Annotated in this window: 15 protein-coding genes; 6 read left to right on the forward strand and 9 right to left on the reverse strand. The window is 67.3% G+C overall.

Translation table 11 applies throughout. The annotated features are described in order from the left end of the window. Nucleotide 1 precedes the first annotated feature (1 nt). The 6 genes from KPL74_00560 to rpsB all read right to left on the reverse strand — a co-directional run bounded on the left by KPL74_00560 (nucleotide 2) and on the right by rpsB (nucleotide 5272). The gene (locus KPL74_00560; GenBank protein ID QWT20519.1) at nucleotides 2–820 is read right to left on the reverse strand and encodes a phosphatidate cytidylyltransferase; all 819 of its coding nucleotides are present in this window, start codon (nucleotides 818–820) and stop codon (nucleotides 2–4) included. 12 nt (nucleotides 821–832) lie between these two features. Continuing rightward, entirely contained in the window at nucleotides 833–1570 is a 738-nt protein-coding gene (gene uppS / locus KPL74_00565; GenBank protein QWT20520.1) for a di-trans,poly-cis-decaprenylcistransferase, read from the reverse strand. Between the two features lie 20 nt (nucleotides 1571–1590). Next, on the reverse strand, nucleotides 1591–2148 hold the full coding sequence (gene frr, locus KPL74_00570; GenBank protein ID QWT20521.1) for a ribosome recycling factor: 558 nt from the start codon (nucleotides 2146–2148) through the stop codon (nucleotides 1591–1593). 93 nt (nucleotides 2149–2241) lie between these two features. Further along, on the reverse strand, nucleotides 2242–2964 hold the full coding sequence (gene pyrH, locus KPL74_00575; protein QWT20522.1) for a UMP kinase: 723 nt from the start codon (nucleotides 2962–2964) through the stop codon (nucleotides 2242–2244). Between the two features lie 484 nt (nucleotides 2965–3448). Beyond that, nucleotides 3449–4327, reverse strand: coding sequence for a translation elongation factor Ts (tsf, locus tag KPL74_00580; protein ID QWT20523.1), 879 nt, complete (start codon nucleotides 4325–4327; stop codon nucleotides 3449–3451). A gap of 87 nt (nucleotides 4328–4414) precedes the next feature. After that, entirely contained in the window at nucleotides 4415–5272 is an 858-nt protein-coding gene (gene rpsB / locus KPL74_00585; protein ID QWT20524.1) for a 30S ribosomal protein S2, read from the reverse strand. 381 nt (nucleotides 5273–5653) lie between these two features. On the opposite strand from rpsB, the gene map reads away from it, so the two are divergent. From map to dapE, 5 genes are all read left to right on the forward strand, one after another. Then, on the forward strand, nucleotides 5654–6421 hold the full coding sequence (map, locus tag KPL74_00590; protein QWT20525.1) for a type I methionyl aminopeptidase: 768 nt from the start codon (nucleotides 5654–5656) through the stop codon (nucleotides 6419–6421). 65 nt (nucleotides 6422–6486) lie between these two features. Next, on the forward strand, nucleotides 6487–9144 hold the full coding sequence (glnD, locus tag KPL74_00595) for a [protein-PII] uridylyltransferase (protein ID QWT20526.1): 2658 nt from the start codon (nucleotides 6487–6489) through the stop codon (nucleotides 9142–9144). Continuing rightward, on the forward strand, nucleotides 9125–9958 hold the full coding sequence (gene dapD / locus KPL74_00600) for a 2,3,4,5-tetrahydropyridine-2,6-dicarboxylate N-succinyltransferase (GenBank protein QWT20527.1): 834 nt from the start codon (nucleotides 9125–9127) through the stop codon (nucleotides 9956–9958). The genes glnD and dapD overlap by 20 nt, the downstream gene beginning before the upstream one ends. A 4-nt stretch (nucleotides 9959–9962) precedes the next feature. Beyond that, nucleotides 9963–10316, forward strand: a complete 354-nt coding sequence (locus KPL74_00605) for an arsenate reductase (protein ID QWT20528.1) — start codon at nucleotides 9963–9965, stop codon at nucleotides 10314–10316. Between the two features lie 6 nt (nucleotides 10317–10322). Beyond that, complete coding sequence (gene dapE / locus KPL74_00610; GenBank protein QWT20529.1) at nucleotides 10323–11453, forward strand: succinyl-diaminopimelate desuccinylase; 1131 nt, start codon at nucleotides 10323–10325, stop codon at nucleotides 11451–11453. On the opposite strand, the gene KPL74_00615 is transcribed toward dapE, so the two are convergent. Beyond that, complete coding sequence (locus KPL74_00615) at nucleotides 11448–13811, reverse strand: penicillin acylase family protein (GenBank protein QWT20530.1); 2364 nt, start codon at nucleotides 13809–13811, stop codon at nucleotides 11448–11450. The genes dapE and KPL74_00615 overlap by 6 nt on opposite strands. 5 nt (nucleotides 13812–13816) lie before the next feature. Then, nucleotides 13817–14605, reverse strand: coding sequence for a phosphodiester glycosidase family protein (locus tag KPL74_00620; GenBank protein QWT20531.1), 789 nt, complete (start codon nucleotides 14603–14605; stop codon nucleotides 13817–13819). Nucleotides 14606–14772: 167 nt separating this feature from the next. On the opposite strand from KPL74_00620, the gene KPL74_00625 reads away from it, so the two are divergent. Beyond that, a complete protein-coding gene (locus tag KPL74_00625; protein ID QWT20532.1) occupies nucleotides 14773–15261 on the forward strand; it encodes an 8-oxo-dGTP diphosphatase in 489 nt (162 codons plus the stop codon). Nucleotides 15262–15307: 46 nt separating this feature from the next. On the opposite strand, the gene parC is transcribed toward KPL74_00625, so the two are convergent. Continuing rightward, complete coding sequence (gene parC / locus KPL74_00630; GenBank protein ID QWT20533.1) at nucleotides 15308–17548, reverse strand: DNA topoisomerase IV subunit A; 2241 nt, start codon at nucleotides 17546–17548, stop codon at nucleotides 15308–15310. Nucleotides 17549–17596 lie beyond the last annotated feature (48 nt).

The raw sequence follows: 17596 nt of genomic DNA on the forward strand, positions 1-17596 counted from the left end.
CTTACAGGCCCAGCAGCAGCTTGCCGGCTGCGAAGATCGGCAGGGCGGCGAACACGCTGTCCATGCGGTCGAGCAGGCCACCGTGGCCTGGGAAGAGATTGCCGGAGTCCTTCACCGCCGCGTGGCGCTTCATCAGGCTCTCGAACAGGTCGCCGACCACCGCGATGGCGACGGTCAGCACGCCGAGGATGACCAGGCCGACCAGCTTCGCGCCGTCGTCGACGCCAAGCAGCCAGCCGCCGACGACGGAGGCCAGGCCGCCTGCGAGCACGGCACCGTAAACGCCGGCCCAGGTCTTTCCCGGGGAGATCTTCGGGGCGAGCTTGCGTCGGCCGAAATAGCGGCCGCTGAAATAGGCGCCGGTGTCGGCGGCCCAGACGATCACCAGGGCGAGCAGCACCCAGCCGTGGCCGCGGTCGCTGGCATGCATGTCGATCATCGCGGCCAGCGCCGGCAGGATCACCAGCAGGCCGGCGCCGAGCTTGAGCATGCGGTTTTCGTGGTTGGGCGCGGCCGCGAAAGTGAAGTGGCGCAGCCAGAAGCAGCAGCCGATCCACCAGGCGACGCCGGCAAACGTCAGCGCCGCCAGCAGGCCATGCGTGCGCACGATCAGTAGCACGGCGAAGATCACCGCGGCGACGGCGGTGACGATGCCGCGGCTGACCTGCGTGCGGCAGCCGGCGAGCGCGGCCCATTCCCATGCCGCGCCGACGAAGGCGAGGGCGGCCACCACCGCGAAGAACCCGGTCGGCGACAGCAGGATGATGGCGAGGACCACCGGAAGGAGGACGGCCGCGGTGATGATGCGTTGCTTCAGCATGGGGGTCCGGCGTTAGCCCGTGGCGACCTGCTCGCCCGTGCGGCCATAACGGCGCTCGCGGCGTGCATAGTCGTCCAGCGCCTCGGCCAGGCAAGCCTGGTCGACGTCTGGCCACAGGGTGTCGGTGAAATAGAGCTCGGCGTAGGCAAGCTGCCAGAGCAGGAAGTTACTGACCCGGCGCTCGCCACCCGTGCGGATGAAGAGATCCAGCGGCGGCTGGTCGGCGAGGCAGGTGTAGCTGTTGAGGCGCTTCTCGTCGAGCTCGGCCAGGCTGAACTCGCCACGGGCCGCGGCTTCGGCGGCAAGCTTCGCCGCGTTGGCGATGTCCCAGCGGCCGCCGTAGTTCACGGCCACGTTCATGTTCAGCGCCGCATTGCCGGCCGTGCGTTCCATCGCCCCGAGCATGCGCTTGCGCAGTTCGGGCGCGAACGCGTCGAGGTCGCCGACGAAGCGGATGCGCACGCCGTTGCCGTGCAATTCGTCCACTTCGCGGTCGATGGCCTTGAGGAACAGTTCCATCAACGCCGACACTTCGCCCTCGGGCCGCGCCCAGTTCTCACTGGAGAACGCGAAGAGGGTGAGCGAGGCGACGCCGCGACGCAGGCAGAACTCAACGGCCTCACGCACGGCCTTCTGGCCGGCGTGATGACCGAACGTGCGCGGTCGCAGGCGCTGCTTTGCCCAGCGACCGTTGCCATCCATCACGATGGCGAGGTGGCGGGGAACCCGGTCGTCGGGCCTCGCTGCCATGGATGAGGGCCGATGGCGCGTCAGAGCGCCATCAGCTCCTTTTCCTTTTCCTTGACCACGTCATCCACTTCCTTGACGTACTTGTCCGTCAGCTTCTGGATGTCGTCGTCGGCACGCTTCTTGTCGTCTTCCGTGATCGTCTTGTCCTTGAGCAGCTTGTCGATGTGCTGGATGGCATCGCGACGCACGTTGCGGACGGCGATCTTGGCCTGCTCGCCTTCCTTCGACACGCTCTTGGCGAGCTCCTTGCGGCGCTCCTCGGTCGGCGGCGGGAAGTTCAGGCGGATGTCCATGCCCATCGTGGTCGGCGTGATGCCGAGGTCCGACGCCATGATGGCCTTCTCGATCGGGCCGATCATGGCCTTGTCGAACGGCTTCACGGAGAGCGAGCGCGCATCCGGCGTGGTCACGTTGGCGACCTGGGAGAGCGGCGTTTCCGAACCGTAGTACGGGACGCGGATGTTCTCGAGGATCGAGGGGTTGGCACGACCGGTGCGGATCGTCTTCAGGTCGTGGCGCAGCGATTCGATGCTCTTGCCCATGCGGGTCTCAGCATCTTTCTTGATGTCATTGATCATGGGCGATATTTCCGGTGAATCTGGTCAGCAGGCGAGTATAGCAAAGCGCGCGGTGTGGCCGTGCCGCACCGCGCCAGAGGCCGAATATGCAGGTTAGCCGGCGTCGACCAGCGTGCCGACGGGCTCGCCCTGCATGATCTTCATCAGGTTGCCCGGTGCGGTCATGTCGTAGATACGCAGGGGCAGCTTGTTTTCGCGGCAGAGGGCGATGGCGGCGGTATCCATGACTTCGAGGCGGCGCTCGATGACCTGGTTGTAGGTCAGGTGGTCGTAGCGGGTCGCATCCGGCACGCGCTTCGGGTCGGCGCTGTACACACCGTCGACCTTGGTTGCCTTCAGCAGCAGGTCCGCACCCACCTCGACGGCACGCAGCGCGGCGGCCGAATCGGTGGTGAAGAACGGGTTGCCGATACCGGCGGCGAACAGGGCGACACGGCCCTTTTCGAGGTGGCGGATGGCGCGACGGCGGATGAAGTCTTCACAGACCTCGTTGATCTTGATGGCGCTCATGGTGCGGGCTTCGCCGCCGAGCTTTTCGATGGCGTCCTGCATGGCGAGGGCGTTCATGACCGTGGCCAGCATGCCCATGTGGTCGCCGGTGACGCGGTCCATGCCCGAGGCAGCCAGGCCGGCGCCGCGGAAGATGTTGCCGCCACCGATGACGACGCCGACCTGGACGCCTGCACCGATGACTTCGAGGATTTCTTTGGCGAGGCGGCCGATGACCTTGGGATCGATCCCATAGTCTTCGCTGCCCATGAGGGCTTCACCGGAGAGTTTGAGCAGGATGCGGCGGTGTTTCAGCGAGTTGCTCATGGGGTTTCTCCGAATTGTGTGGGGCAAAACGCGCGCATTGTACCCCGAGGTGTTTATTACAGACACATTAAAAGCTGAGAGCGGGGGCTCGGCTTCGCCTTCGCCGAGAGCTGGGACTGGGGCGCGGGGGAGGCGTCGGCTGGCATTTTCGTCACTAAGTCCTCGTCCGGCCTTCGCCTCCCTGCGGAATCGTTCCGAAAACGCCACCCGACGCCTCCCCACCCCACGTCCCCGCAGCTTGTCGGAGTGCAGGCGCACAAGCTCTGGCTCTGGCTGTCCACACCGGGACTGGGGGCGCTGGGTGGGGTGGGGGCGGGCGGTGTCCCTGGAGCGATTCCGCAGGGAGGCGAAGGCCGGACGAGGACTTAGCGATAGGGACACCGCCCACCCCCGCCCCGTGCCTCGCCGCCCGAGCGCTGGGCTCTGGCGCCAGGGCAAAAAAAAGGCCGCGATTGCTCGCGGCCTTTCTTTTCGGGCGGGTGGCTTAGGCCAGGCCGGCCTGCTTCATGACTTCGGCAGCGAAGTCGTCGACCACCTTCTCGATGCCCTCGCCGACGGCGAGGCGCTCGACGGCGACGATCTCCGCGCCAGCCTTCTTGAGGGCCTCGGCAACGGTGATGTCGGTATCGATGACATACGACTGGCCCACGAGGGTCACGTCGGCAAGGATCTTGTTCACCTTGCCCGAGACGATCTTCTCGAGGATTTCAGCCGGCTTCTGCTTTTCCTTGTCCGACATCTTCGACAGCTCGATTTCCTTTTCCTTCTCAAGGAACTCGACCGGGACGTCTTCGACCTTGACGAACTTCGGGTTCATCGCGGCCACGTGCATGGCGATACCCCTGGCCAGCTCTTCCGAGCCACCCTTCAGGGCAACCAGCACGCCGATGCGGCCGCTGTGCGAGTAGGCACCCAGCACGCCGTCGGTTTCGACCGTCGCCATGCGGCGGACTTCGAACTTCTCACCGATGGTGAGGGTCAGGGCCTTCGCAGCGTCTTCCACGGACACGTCGCCGAGCTTGGCAGCCTTCAGCGTCTCGATATCCTTGGCGCCCGACGAAAGGGCGACGCCAGCGACGTCCTTCGTGAACTGGATGAACTGCTCGTTGCGCGAAGAGAAGTCGGTCTCGCTGTTGACTTCGACCAGCACGCCCTTGCCACCGTTGGTGGCGACGGCGACGAGGCCCTCGGCAGCCACGCGGTCAGCCTTCTTGTCGGCCTTGGCCATGCCGTTCTTGCGCAGCCATTCCATCGCCGCTTCGATATCGCCATTGTTTTCGACGAGTGCCTTCTTGCACTCCATCATGCCGACGCCCGAACGCTCGCGCAGGTCCTTGACGAGGCTTGCGGTGATCTCAGCCATGGTAATTCCTCAATGGTTTTGGTGGGTGCCGCGGCCAGGTTGCCGCGGCACCGGTGAAACGGAAGAGCGTGTTACGGGGTGGGGCGCTTACGCGCGGCCACGACCACCGTCACGGCCGCCTTCGCGACGCGGGGCACCCTTCTTGGCCGGGCCGCGGTCGTTGCGACGCTCGCCACGCGGGGCTTCGTCCTTGGCGACCGGGTTGCCGGCTTCGTCCATTTCCACGAACTCGTTGGCATCGCCGCGGGCGGCGTGCTGCGGAGCGGCGGCCTTGCCTTCCAGGATCGAGTCGGCGGCGGCGCGTGCGTAGAGCTGGATGGCGCGGATGGCGTCGTCGTTACCCGGGATGGCGTAGTCGACGAGGGCCGGGTCATAGTTGGTATCGACGACGGCGACGACCGGGATGCCGAGCTTGCGGGCTTCCTGCACGGCGATGTCTTCGTGGCCGATGTCCACGATGAACAGCGCGTCCGGCAGGCGGTTCATGTCCTTGATGCCGCCCAGCGAGTTCTGCAGCTTGTCGCGCTCGCGGCGGCGGGCCAGCACTTCGTGCTTGACCAGCTTCTCGAACGAACCGTCGGTTTCGGCGGCTTCGAGTTCCTTCAGGCGGGCAACCGACTGCTTCACGGTGCGGAAGTTGGTCAGCATGCCGCCGAGCCAGCGGGCGGTGACGAACGGCTGGTTCGCGCGGCCGGCTTCTTCAGCCAGGGCTTCGCGGGCCGAACGCTTGGTGCCGACGAACAGGATGGTGCCGCCCTTCTGGGCCAGGCCCGAGAGGAAGTTCATCGCGTCGTTGAAGAGCGGAAGGGTCTTCTCGAGGTTGATGATGTGGATCTTGCCGCGGGCGCCGAAGATGTACGGAGCCATCTTGGGGTTCCAGTAACGGGTCTGGTGGCCGAAATGGACGCCGGCTTCCAGCATCTCGCGCATGGTGACTTGTGCCATGGAATACTCCTGGGCGAACCGCACCGGGGCGGTTCTATGGGGGTTGGGACCTCCACGCATCCCCGGCTTCGACCCTGTCCTTGCCGCGGAGCCTTTCGCTCGTCGTCGGCGGGACAAGGCACCCCGAAGGCGGTGCCGATGCGTGTGTGGCGTTAAAAGCGATGGCTAGGCCGGGCCAATGGTGGCGCCGTGCGGTTACAATCGCGCTTCGATTTCGCCGCCGTGGCCACGTTAAAGTGGCTTCGCCGGACAGCAAAACTCGCTAATTGTAGCCTTCGGCTCCGTCCTCCGCAAGCGCGGGGGTGGAAAACCGGCAGGGGTGCCGCCACGTGGGTGGAAGGCCCATCCCCCTGAGGGCAAAGGAAAAAGAGAGAGACCACCATGGCAGTCGTACCCAAGACCCCCGAAGAGATCCAGTCCATGCGCGAGGCCGGCCGGCTGGCCGCCGAGGTGCTGGCCATGCTCGTGCCGCACGTGAAGCCGGGCGTGACCACCGAGGAACTGGACCGCCTGGCCCACGACCACATCGTGAACGTGCAGAAGGCCATCCCGGCCAACGTCGGCTACCGGGGCTTCCCGAAAACCGTGTGCACGTCGGTCAACCACGTGATCTGCCACGGCATCCCGACCGAGACCAAGGTCCTGAAGGACGGCGACATCGTCAATATCGACGTCACCGTGATCAAGGACGGCTGGCACGGCGATACCAGCCGCATGTACTTCGTCGGCACCCCGAGCGTGCTGGCGAAGCGCCTGGTCGACACGACCTTCGAGGCCATGATGAAGGGCATCGAGGCGGTGAAGCCGGGTGCGACCCTTGGCGACGTGGGCGCGGCGATCCAGAAGCACGCCGAAGCCGCCGGTTTCTCGGTGGTCCGCGAGTACTGCGGCCACGGCATCGGCAAGGTCTACCACGACGAGCCCCAGGTGCTGCATTACGGCCGCCAGGGCACCGGCATGGAGCTGAAGGCCGGCATGACCTTCACCGTCGAGCCGATGATCAACGCCGGCAAGCCGCAGACCAAGTCGCTGCCGGACGGCTGGACGGTGGTGACCAAGGACCACTCCCTGTCGGCGCAGTGGGAGCACACGGTGGCAGTGACCGAGGATGGTTTCGAGATCCTCACCCCGTGGCCGGATGCTGCCTGACGATGTGAGCGCCCGGGGCCATCGCCCCGGGCGTGCGTGACCGTTCCTGACCCGAGGGCCCCGACGTGACGCTGCCTCCGCTTCCACGCCTGCCCGCCGTAGTTCCCCGCTCGGGCGTGTCGCCCGAAGCCCGGCGCTCGCTCCGCCAGTTGCTGGGCGACGCCGACCGTGCGCTCACCGTCGCCTTCCGTGACGGCGAGGATGCTCCCGCCCTGGCCCGTCGACGGGCCGAGATCGTCGAGCGCGTCGTGGTCCATGCCTGGGGCGCCTGCCTGGGCGACATGGCCGCCGCCGCGCTGTTCGCCGTCGGCGGCTTCGGCCGCGGCATGTTGTTCCCCTGTTCGGACGTCGACCTGCTGGCCATGGTCGGCGAGAGCTCGCCTCCGCTGTACCGCGCACTCGAGAATTTCTTCGGCTGCCTGTGGGACATCGGCCTGAAACCGGGCCATGCCGTGCGCACCGTGGAGCAATGCCGTGAACTGGCCGCCCGCGACGCCAGCGTGTTCACCAGCCTGCTCGATGGCCGCCGGCTGGCCGGCTGGCCGATCCTGGCCAACGAATTGCGCGGCATCCTCGACGATCCGGCGCTGTGGCCGCCACGCGAATACCTCGCGGCGCGCCTGGCCGAGCGCGATGCCCGCCACGCCCGCTACGACGACACCGCGCAGAACCTCGAGCCGAACCTGAAGGACGGCCCGGGTGGCCTGCGCACGCTGGACGCCCTGCGCTGGCTGGGCCGGCGCCTGGCCAACGCGCCGGAGTTCGACGCCATGGTCGCCGAAGGCCTGCTCGAACCGGTGGAAGCAGCGAAGCTGGCCAAGGCGGAAGAGACCCTGCGTCGCTATCGTTACGCGCTGCACCTGGAGGCCGGCCGCGCCGAGGAGCGGCTGCTGTTCGACTACCAGCGCGCCCTGGCCATGCGGCTGGGCTTCGAGGACGAGCACGCGAAGAACCTCGGCGTCGAACAGTTCATGCAGGGCTATTACCGCGCCGCCACGCAGATCGAGCGTTCCGGTACGCAGCTGGTCGAGCGCTTCGAGGAAATGCTCGACCCGTCGACCGAGCCGCAGGCGATCGGCAGCGATTACGTCCGCTACGGTTCACGCATCGCCCTGCGCAATCCGCACCTGTTCGCGCGCCGGCCGGCGGCCCTGGTCGAAATCTTCATCGCCCGCCTGGACGAGCCGGGCATCACCGGCTTCACCGCGGAGACGATGCGCCGGATCCAGCACGCGGTGTCGCTGCATGGCGAAGGCCTTGCCGACGACCAGGCCGTGCTCGACGCCTTCCTTGCCCTGCTGCGCCGTGGTGCGCCCGCGGTCGAGGCGCTGTGGCGGATGAATCGGCATGGCTTGCTTGCCGCGATCCTGCCGGCGTTCGGCAAGGTGGTCGGGCGCATGCAGTACGACCTGTTCCATGTGTATACGGTCGACGAACACACCCTACGCGTGCTGCGCAACGTCGCCCGCTTCGCCGATCCGGCGGCACGCCGCGAATTCCCGGTGGGCTGCGAGATCTGGCCGCACATCGAGCGTCCCGAACTGATGTTGCTGGCCGCGCTGTTCCACGACATCGCCAAGGGCCGCGGCGGCGACCATTCCGCGCTGGGCGAAGAAGATGCGCGCGCGTTCTGCACGCGGCTCGGCCTGCCCGACGACCAGGTCGAACTGGTCGCGTGGCTGGTCCGCCAGCACCTGCTGATGAGCACGACCGCACAGCGCCAGGACATTACCGATCCCGACGTGGTCCATCGCTTCGCCAGCGTCGTCGGCGACTGGGAACACCTGGACCATCTGTACCTGCTGACCATCGCCGACATCATCGGCACCAGCCCCAAGCTGTGGAACGCGTGGAAAGACCGGCTGCTCGCCGACCTCTACACGGCGACGCGTTTCGCCCTGCGCAGCGATGTCAGCCACGCCAGCATGGCCGGGTCGCGGGTGCGCGAATGCCGCGAACGCGCGCTGTCGATGCTGGTCGCCGAACACCTCGCCGCGGACGACATCGCGAAGGTATGGGCCGACTTCCCCGACCTGAGCTTCCTGCGCCATCGCCCCGAGCAGATCGCATGGCAGACTGCCGCGATCCTGCGTGAAGGCGGCTCCGGGCCGCTGGTGGAAGTGCATCCGTTCTCGGTGCGCGGCAGTACCGAGCTGTTCGTTTACGCGCCCGATCGCGATGGACTGTTCGCCACCGTCACCGCCGTGCTCGATCGCCTGCGTTTCTCGGTGGTGGAGGCACGCATCCTGGTGTCGAACACCGGCATGGCCCTGGATACGTTCCTGTTGCTCGAATCGGATTCGCAGGCCCCGGCCTCGTTGCAGCGGTCCGAGGAACTGCGCGGGCGCATGATGCGTGCCGTCGCGCATCCGGAAGGGCACAGCGCGCCGAAGCGTGGCATCTCGCGCCACCTGCGGCATTTCCAGATGGCACCGCGTGTCGCCTTCAGCGCCGTCGGCGAGCGTACCCAGCTTTCGCTGGTCTGCACCGATCGCCCGGGCCTTCTCGCCGCCGTGGCCCAGGCGCTGGCCGAAGCGGGGGTGCGCGTGCATGATGCGCGTATCGCCACGTTCGGCGAGCGCGTCGAAGATTTCTTCCAGCTCACCGATCGCAGCAACGCGCCACTGTCACCCGAACGCCAGGAACACCTGCGCGAGTGCCTGCTGCGCCACATCGGTTTCGAAACCCCCAGGACTTCCCTTGATGCAAATGCAAACGCTTGAATCCGTCATCGACAACGCCTTCGAGCGCCGCGCGGACCTGACCCAGACCGAGATCGAAGGCGGCCTGCGCGATACCGTCGACCAAGTGCTCGACCTGCTTGAATCGGGCGAGCGCCGCGTGGCCGAGCCCGACGGCAACGGCGGCTGGAAGGTCAACCAGTGGCTGAAGAAGGCCGTGCTGCTTTACTTCCGCATGAACGGTAACCGCGTGATGGACGGTGGCCCGTCCAGCGCGTTCGACAAGGTGCCGCTGCGCTTCACCGACGGCGACGCCACCGAATACGCGAACCTTGGCGCACGCGTGGTTCCCGGTGCCCTGGTTCGCCGCGGCGCGCACATCGCGAAAGACGCCGTGCTGATGCCCAGCTACACCAACATCGGTGCCTACGTCGGCGCCGGCAGCATGGTCGATACGTGGGCCACGGTCGGTTCCTGCGCGCAGATCGGCGCGGGCGTGCACCTGTCCGGCGGCGTCGGCATCGGTGGCGTGCTCGAGCCGCTGCAGGCGGGCCCGACGATCATCGAGGACAACTGCTTCATCGGCGCGCGGTCGGAAGTCGTCGAAGGCGTGGTCGTGGAAAAGGGCTCGGTCATCGGCATGGGCGTGTTCCTCGGCCAGTCCACCCGCATCTACAACCGTGCCACCGGCGAGGTCAGCTATGGCCGCGTGCCGGCGGGCAGCGTCGTCGTCGCGGGCAGCCTGCCAGCGAAGGACGGTAGCCACAGCCTGTATGCCGCGATCATCGTGAAGCAGGTCGACGAGAAGACCCGCTCGAAGACCGGTATCAACGAACTCCTGCGCAGCGGGGAGTAAGGCCATGGCGGTCACGCTCTACGGCTTGCCCAACTGCGACACCTGCAAGAAGGCGCGCAACTGGCTCGATCGCTTCGGCGTCGAGCATGTGTTCGTCGACTACCGTGCCAATCCGGTGCCCGCGGCCACGCTCAAGGCGTGGTCGGAGCAGGTCGGCGGCTGGGAGAAACTGGTCAACAAGGCGTCCACCACGTGGCGCACGCTGTTGCCGCAGCGCAAGGACCCGCGCAGCGACCCCGAGTGGACCCTGCTGCTGAAGGAGTATCCGGCGCTGGTGAAGCGCCCGGTGCTGGTCGATGGCGACAGCGTCAGCGTCGGCTTTACCGACAACGCCTTCAAGAAGCGCTTCGGTAAGTAGGCCGCCATGTCCGACGTCCTCGCGCTGACCCGTGACCTGATTTCCCGCCGTTCGGTTACCCCGGATGATGCGGGTTGCCTGCCGCTGATCGCCACGCGCCTGGCGGCACTGGGCTTTCGCATCGAACACCTGCGCTTCGGCGACGTCGACAACCTGTGGGCGACGCATGGTTCGTCCGGTCCGGTGCTCGCCTTCCTCGGCCACACCGACGTGGTGCCGAGCGGGCCCGAAGAGCATTGGGCGTCGCCGCCGTTCGTGCCGACCGAGCGCGAAGGCTTGCTGTATGGCCGTGGTGCGGCGGACATGAAGGGCTCGGTGGCGGCGATGGTGGTCGCGTTGGAGCGCTTCGTGGGCGGACATCCCGACCATGCGGGGACGGTCGGCCTTTTGTTGACCTCCGATGAGGAAGGCGTGGCGCTGCATGGCGTGCGCGAAGTGGTGGACTATTTCGACGCGGTCGGCCAGCGCATCGATTACTGCGTGGTGGGCGAGCCGTCGGCGAAGGCCGTGCTGGGTGACCTTATTCGCGTGGGACGGCGCGGCTCGCTGTCGGGTACGCTGACCGTGCACGGCGTGCAGGGCCACGTCGCCTACCCGGAGAAGGCAAAGAATCCCATCCATGCCTTTGCACCGGCGCTGGCCGCACTGGCTGCCGAGCGCTGGGATGAAGGCAATGCGGATTTCCCGCCGACCTCGTTCCAGGTGTCGAACATCAACGCGGGCACGGGCGCGAACAACGTCATTCCCGGCGAACTCGTCGCGCTGGTGAACTTCCGCTTCTCCACCGCGAGCACCGCGGATGGCCTGCGTGAGCGTGCCGAGGCGATCCTGCGCGCGCACGGCGTCGACTTCCACATCGACTGGCATCTGTCCGGCCACCCGTTCCTGGCCACGCCCGGTGGACGCCTGCGCGACGTCGTGGCCGGGGTCTGCCGGGATCTTTGCGACATCGACCCGGAACAGAGCACCGGTGGCGGCACCAGCGATGGCCGCTTCATCGCCCCGATGGGCGCGGAAGTGATCGAGCTCGGCCCGGTGAACGCGACGATCCACAAGGTCGACGAGTGCGTCTCCGTGGCCGACCTGGAACGCCTGCCAGACCTATACGCAGCAATCTGCGAACGCATGTTTTCATAGCTGCGGGGTGATGGTCAGGCTGTGTTCGGTGGGGCCCGGCAGCAGCGGTGTTAAATGCCCGTCCACCCACTCGTCGTGCCCGGCCCCATGGAACGGCGATAGCGGATGCCCGCTCTGTCCGCCAGGCATTTCCAGATAGCTCTGGTCTTCGTGCCCAGGCGAGATCGCGAAGCGTTCCGACGCACCGAACGCGGGCGCCTGCACGCGCGGCATGTCGGTGTCGCCGGCCAGGGGCTCGGCAGGCATGTCGAGGAAGCGGCCGAGCCAGCGTGGCAGCGCCGACGACAGGGGATGGACGATGTGCGCGGTGTTCTGCTCGCCCCACGTGCGCGCCTCGATGCCGCCAGGACCCGCGTTGAGATCGTCCATCGTCTTGCGCGCCGCGGCGCCGAGCAGCGCGTCCCAGTCCTTCCACTTCGGCTCGAGCAGGTTCGGCGGCCGCGTCGTGACCATCTGCCATACCGCGCCTTCGGCCGTCGTACCACGCGGCCAGGTGAAATCAGGGAAGCGGGCCTTCGCCCGTTCGACGAAGGGCGCGAGCGCCAGGTCGCGGACGTTCTCGCGGAATGTGCGCACGACGCGGTAATCGACGCTGTCGACAGAGGCGTGCCCCGTCCAGTTTGCCGTGGCGCGCCGCAGCGGATCCAGCGCGCCGTCGGTCGTCGTCTTCAGCGTCGCCTGAAGCAGGTCGTTCCAGCGCGACAGGAATACGGCCCGGTCGTCGAGCTGGATCGACAGCATATCGCCGGGGACAAAGCGATCGCGGCCACGCAGGTCGTCGCGGATCTGCTGGGCGCGAGCGCCGAGGTCGTGGCCACCGTTGCCGAGCAGGCCAAGCGCCTCGCCGCCGACGGTGCGGTTGTTCGCGGTCCACAGGCGACCGTCCGTCGGATCGACGATGCGCGGATAGCGCGAGGCATCGGCGAAGCCGCTCCAGCCGGGCGTCCCGGCCTGGCGCAGCGGCACGGCGTTGCCGATGATCGTCCAGCCGACGTGGCCGGCGCGATCGCCGACGACCAGGTTCTGCGGCGGCATGCCGGCGTGCGGCGCCACGCCAAGCGCCGTCGTGACATCGGTCGCGCGTTCCAGGCCCATGATGCCGAGGTTGAATGCATCCGGCCGATGCGCGATCCATGACAGGGCCAGCGGCGTGCCGTCGACGTCGCTTGCGGCAAGCGGACCCCACTTCGTGTCTTCGACCGTGAGGTGGCGAGCCTCGCCATGCGCGACCTCGATGACCTCGTCGTGCACTTCGAACGCCGCGCTGCCTTCCGGCGTGGTGTAACGCTTCGGGTTCGCCGGATCGCGGGTGACGCGGACGAAATCCGACCAGTCGCCGTAGCTGTTGGTGAAGGCCCACGCGACCTGTCCATTCGAGCCGGCGACGAGGGCCGGCGTGCCTGGCAGGGTGACGCCGTTGAGGTCGCGCATGCCACCCGGTGCCGTCGCATCGGGAAAGCGGATGCGCGCCCGGAACCAGATATCCGGCACGCGCAGCCCCAGGTGCATGTCGTCCGCCACCAGCGCCGCGCCGTTCTCGGTCAACCCCCCGCCCACCGCGAAGCTGTTACTCCCCGGCAAAACCTCATCCCCAAGCCCCTCCTGTAGGAGCGCGCCCGCGCGCGATTGCTTCTCGGCCCCCACCCCACCCCGAAAATCCAACACCCCCACCCCCGGCAACACCCCAGCCGGCGACAACGACCCATCCAGCGCCGCCTCCCACGTCGGATCGGGCGCCGCCAGCGCGTCCACAACCGCCCCCGGCAACACGGCGCGCAACCTTGCCAGCCCCAGCTCCCGGCTGTTCATCCCGTCGTCGTTGAGGTCCAGGTACATCGCGCCGAGCACCAGCAGGCTGTCCTCGCTTTCCCAACGCTTCGGCGCCTGGCGCAGCAACAGGTATTCCCACGGCCGCACGCGCAGCTGGCCGAGCCCCGCATTGACGCCGTCGCGGTACGCATCGATCACCTCGCGCTGGTCCGGCGGCAGGAACGCATACGCGGCTTCGGCCACGGCGCGCAGGCGATGCACGCGGTGGCGCATGTCCACGTCCACGGCTTTTTCGCCGACCAGCGCGGCCAGTTCACCCGCGGCCACGCGGCGCAGCAGGTCCATCTGGAAAAAGCGATCCTGGCCATGCGCGAAGCCGAGCGCCCAGGCGGCGTCGCGGCGGTTCGCAGCCTGCACCGTGAGCGTGCCGCGGGCATCGCGTTGCAGCGTCGCGACCGCGCTGGGGCCGCGTAGCGACAGCGTGCCGTCCAGCCGCGCGAGGCTGCCCGATAGTGCGAACCAGGCGCTTGCCACCGCGAGCAGGATCAGGACAGACAGGCCGATCAGCAGGCGGATGGCGAGGCGCATGGGCGTCAGCGTGGCTTGGGGAAGACGGCGACCATGCCTGCGTAAGGCTTGGTCATGAAGGCGGGAGCGCCGGCGTAGCCATCCGTGGGCGTCCACGCCTGCGAGATGGTGCCGTCGAGGAACAGTGCGTCGCGGCAGCCCAGTTCGTCGCGGAACAGGCGGGCGAACGAGTGGAAGTTGACCGGGGCGCGGCTGATGGCGAAGACCACTTCGTGTGCTGATTTCGCGCAGACGCCGCTGCGCCATTTCATGCTGTCCGAACCGTTGTCGAACTGCGTGTTGACCTCGCCGTCGATCACCAGCATCGGGCCGGACTGCGTGGCCCAGCGTGGCTTGCGACCGGACGCCCTGAACGCTTCGGTCGGTCGGACCTCGGCGCTGCCGTCGTCGTAGATGGCGAAAACGCCGTTCGGCAGCAGCGAGAAATTGCCCGAGCGCGGGTTGCCGTGGGCGAGGTTGAGCGGAACGATGGTCTTGCCGTCTTCGACGTAGAGGCCGAGCGGGCGGAAGTCGCGGTCGTAGATGCCGGCGTTGGTCGCGAAGGCCAGCTTGCGGCCCCTGGCCGCCGTGTAGGCCTTCAACGCTTCGATGCCCGCGAACGGCTGCTGCGTGTCCGGGTTCTGCCAGAACAGCTCGATCGACTCCTCGCGCGTATCCACGTTGACCACGTAGTACGACTGGCTGTCGAACACCACGTCGCGGCCTTCGACGGCGTCGGCCGGCGCGGCGCAGCCGATCGATAGCGTGGCAAGGCCTGCCAGGGCGAGGCTGCGGGAGAGGAAACGGGTGGCCATCAGGCGAATACGGCGGTGGGGCATCCGCCGATGTTCGCCGGGCGGGCGGGGCGCACGCAAGGGCCGGTGCAAGGCTGACGCGTGGCAACGGTGTGGCAACGGCGTGGCGACGGGCCGCAGGGCCTGCGAGGGCGTAAACTCCGGGGTTTAACCCACGCCGCCACGCCATGCCCTACACACCCATCGTCGCCACCCTAGGCTACGTGCTGTCGCCCGATGGCCAGCGCGTGCTGATGATCCACCGCAATGCGCGCAAGGACGACCAGCACCTTGGCAAGTACAACGGCCTCGGCGGCAAGATGGAGCCCGGCGAAGACATCGCCGCCTGCATGCGTCGCGAGATCCGCGAGGAAGCCGGCATCGAATGCCTGGAGATGAGCCTGCGCGGTACGCTGAACTGGCCTGGCTTCGGCAAGCAGGGCGAAGACTGGCTCGGCTTCATCTTCGTCATCACCCGCTTCGAGGGCGAGGCCTTCACGTCCAACCCCGAAGGCACGCTGGAATGGGTGCCGGTCGACGGGCTGGACGCGCTACCCATGTGGGAAGGCGACCGCCATTTCCTGCCGCTGGTGTTCGACGGCGATCCGCGGCCCTTCCATGGCGTGATGCCATACAAGGGCGGGCAGATGGTGTCGTGGAAGTACACCCGCATGTGATCGATGTGATCGCGCGCAGGCGCGCTCCTACACGGGTTGGTGGTGGTTAGCCGGTGGTTTCGATGCGCTCGACGCGGCGCAGGCCGCGCGGTAGCACGCCGCCGCGGGTGGCGCGGCTGCCGCCGTATTCGACCAGGTCGGCCCACTTCAGCGTGAGCTTGCGGGCGCCGGCGTACATGGTGACCTCGCCCTTGCCCTCGGTGACCACGGCGATGCCGACCACGCGCTCTTCGCCCGACGCCAGCTTCGCCTTAGGGATCTCGATCAGCTTGTTGCCCTTGCCCTTGTCGAGTTCGGGCAGTTCGGCCACCGAGAACATCAGCAGGTGGCCTTCGCCAGTGACGACCACGATGCGGTCACGCGACGGATCGGCGGTGATCACCGGGGCCAGCACGCGGGCGCCTTCGCTCAGCGAGATGATCTGCTTGCCGGCCTTCTGGCGGCCGGTGAGGGCCTCGAAGCGGGTGACGAAGCCGTAGCCGAAGTCGGTGGCCAAGACGATGCGGGTGTCGTTGTCCGCCGCGACCACCGCGTCGAAACGCGCGCCGGACGGCGGGCTGAAGCGACCGGTGAGGGGCTCGCCATTGCCGCGCGCCGAGGGCAGCGTATGCGCCGGTGTGGCGTAGGCACGGCCGGTGGAATCGATGAAGGCGACCTGCTGGGTGGTGCGGGCACGGGCGATCGCCGCCAGGCTGTCGCCCTCGCGGTACGACAGTGCCTCGCCGTCGACATCGTGGCCCTTGCCGGCGCGCACCCAGCCCTTCTGCGACAGCACCACGGTGACTGGCTCGGAGGCGACCAGGGCGCTCTCGTCGAGGGCCTGGGCGACGCTGCGCTCGATCAGCGGCGAGCGACGCTCGTCGCCGAATTTCTCGGCGTCGCTGCGCAGTTCATCCTTGATCAGGCTCTTCAGCTTGGCCGGCGACTTCAGCAGCACGTTGATGCGCGCGCGTTCTTCTTCGAGCTTGTCGCGCTCTTCGTTGATCTTCATCTCCTCGAGGCGGGCCAGCTGGCGCAGCTTCGTTTCGAGGATGTAGTCGGCCTGTTCTTCATCGAGGCGGAAGCGGGCGATCAGCACCGGCTTCGGCTCTTCCTCGGTGCGGACGATGCGAATGACTTCGTCCAGGTTGAGGTAGGCGATGCGCAGCGCCTCGAGCAGGTGCAGGCGGCGCTCGACGCGGCTCAGGCGGTGGTTGAGGCGGCGCGTGACCGTGTCGGTACGGAAGCGCAACCACTCGGAAAGGATCATTTTCAGATCCTTTACCTGCGGGCGCCCGTCCAGGCCGATCATGTTCATGTTGATGCGGAAGCTCTTCTCCAGGTCGGTCGTGGCGAAGAGGTGCTGCATCATTTCGTCGACGTCCACGCGGTTGGAGCGCGGCACGATGACGAGGCGGATCGGGTTTTCGTGGTCGGACTCGTCGCGCAGGTCTTCGATCATCGGCAACTTCTTCGCGCGCATCTGTGCGGCGATCTGCTCGAGGATCTTCGAGGGCGACACCTGGTGGGGCAGGGCGGTGATGACGATGTTGCCGTCGTCGCGCTCGTAGATGGCGCGGGCGCGCACCGAGCCGATGCCGGTCTGGTACATCGCGGCCAGTTCGCGGCGGGGCGTGATGATCTCGGCCTGGGTCGGGTAGTCCGGGCCCTGCACGTGCTCGCACAGGTCGGCGATGGTCGCGTCCGGGTCGTCGAGCAGGCGGATGCAGGCGCTGGCCACTTCGCGCAGGTTATGCGGCGGGATGTCGGTGGCCATGCCCACGGCGATGCCCATGGAGCCATTCAGCAGCACGTGCGGGACGCGCGCCGGTAGCCAGGTCGGCTCTTCCAGCGTGCCGTCGAAGTTGGCCGACCAGTCGGTCGTGCCGTGGCCCAGCTCGGAGAGCAGCACTTCGGCGATCGGGGTCAGGCGCGACTCGGTGTAGCGCATCGCGGCGAAGCTCTTCGGATCGTCCGAGGAGCCAAAGTTGCCGTGGCCGTCCACCAGCGGGTAGCGGTACGAGAACGGCTGGGCCATCAACACCATGGCCTCGTAGCAGGCCGAGTCGCCGTGCGGATGGAACTTGCCGATCACGTCACCGATGGTGCGCGCCGATTTCTTCGGCTTGGCCTGGGCACCCAGGCTCAGCTCGCTCATGGCGTAGATGATGCGCCGCTGGACCGGCTTCAGGCCGTCGCCGATGAAGGGCAGGGCGCGGTCGAGCACCACGTACATGGAATAGTCCAGGTACGCGCGCTCGGCGTAGTCCTTGAGCGGGATCTGTTCGTAATTGGCTTGCAAATTCATGGATTTAGAAGTCCGTCAGCGCGCCGCGGCGCGTCATTAGCCGGACGA

It is taken from the genome of Bacillus sp. NP157 (assembly GCA_018889975.1).
GTDB lineage: Bacteria > Pseudomonadota > Gammaproteobacteria > Xanthomonadales > Rhodanobacteraceae > Luteibacter.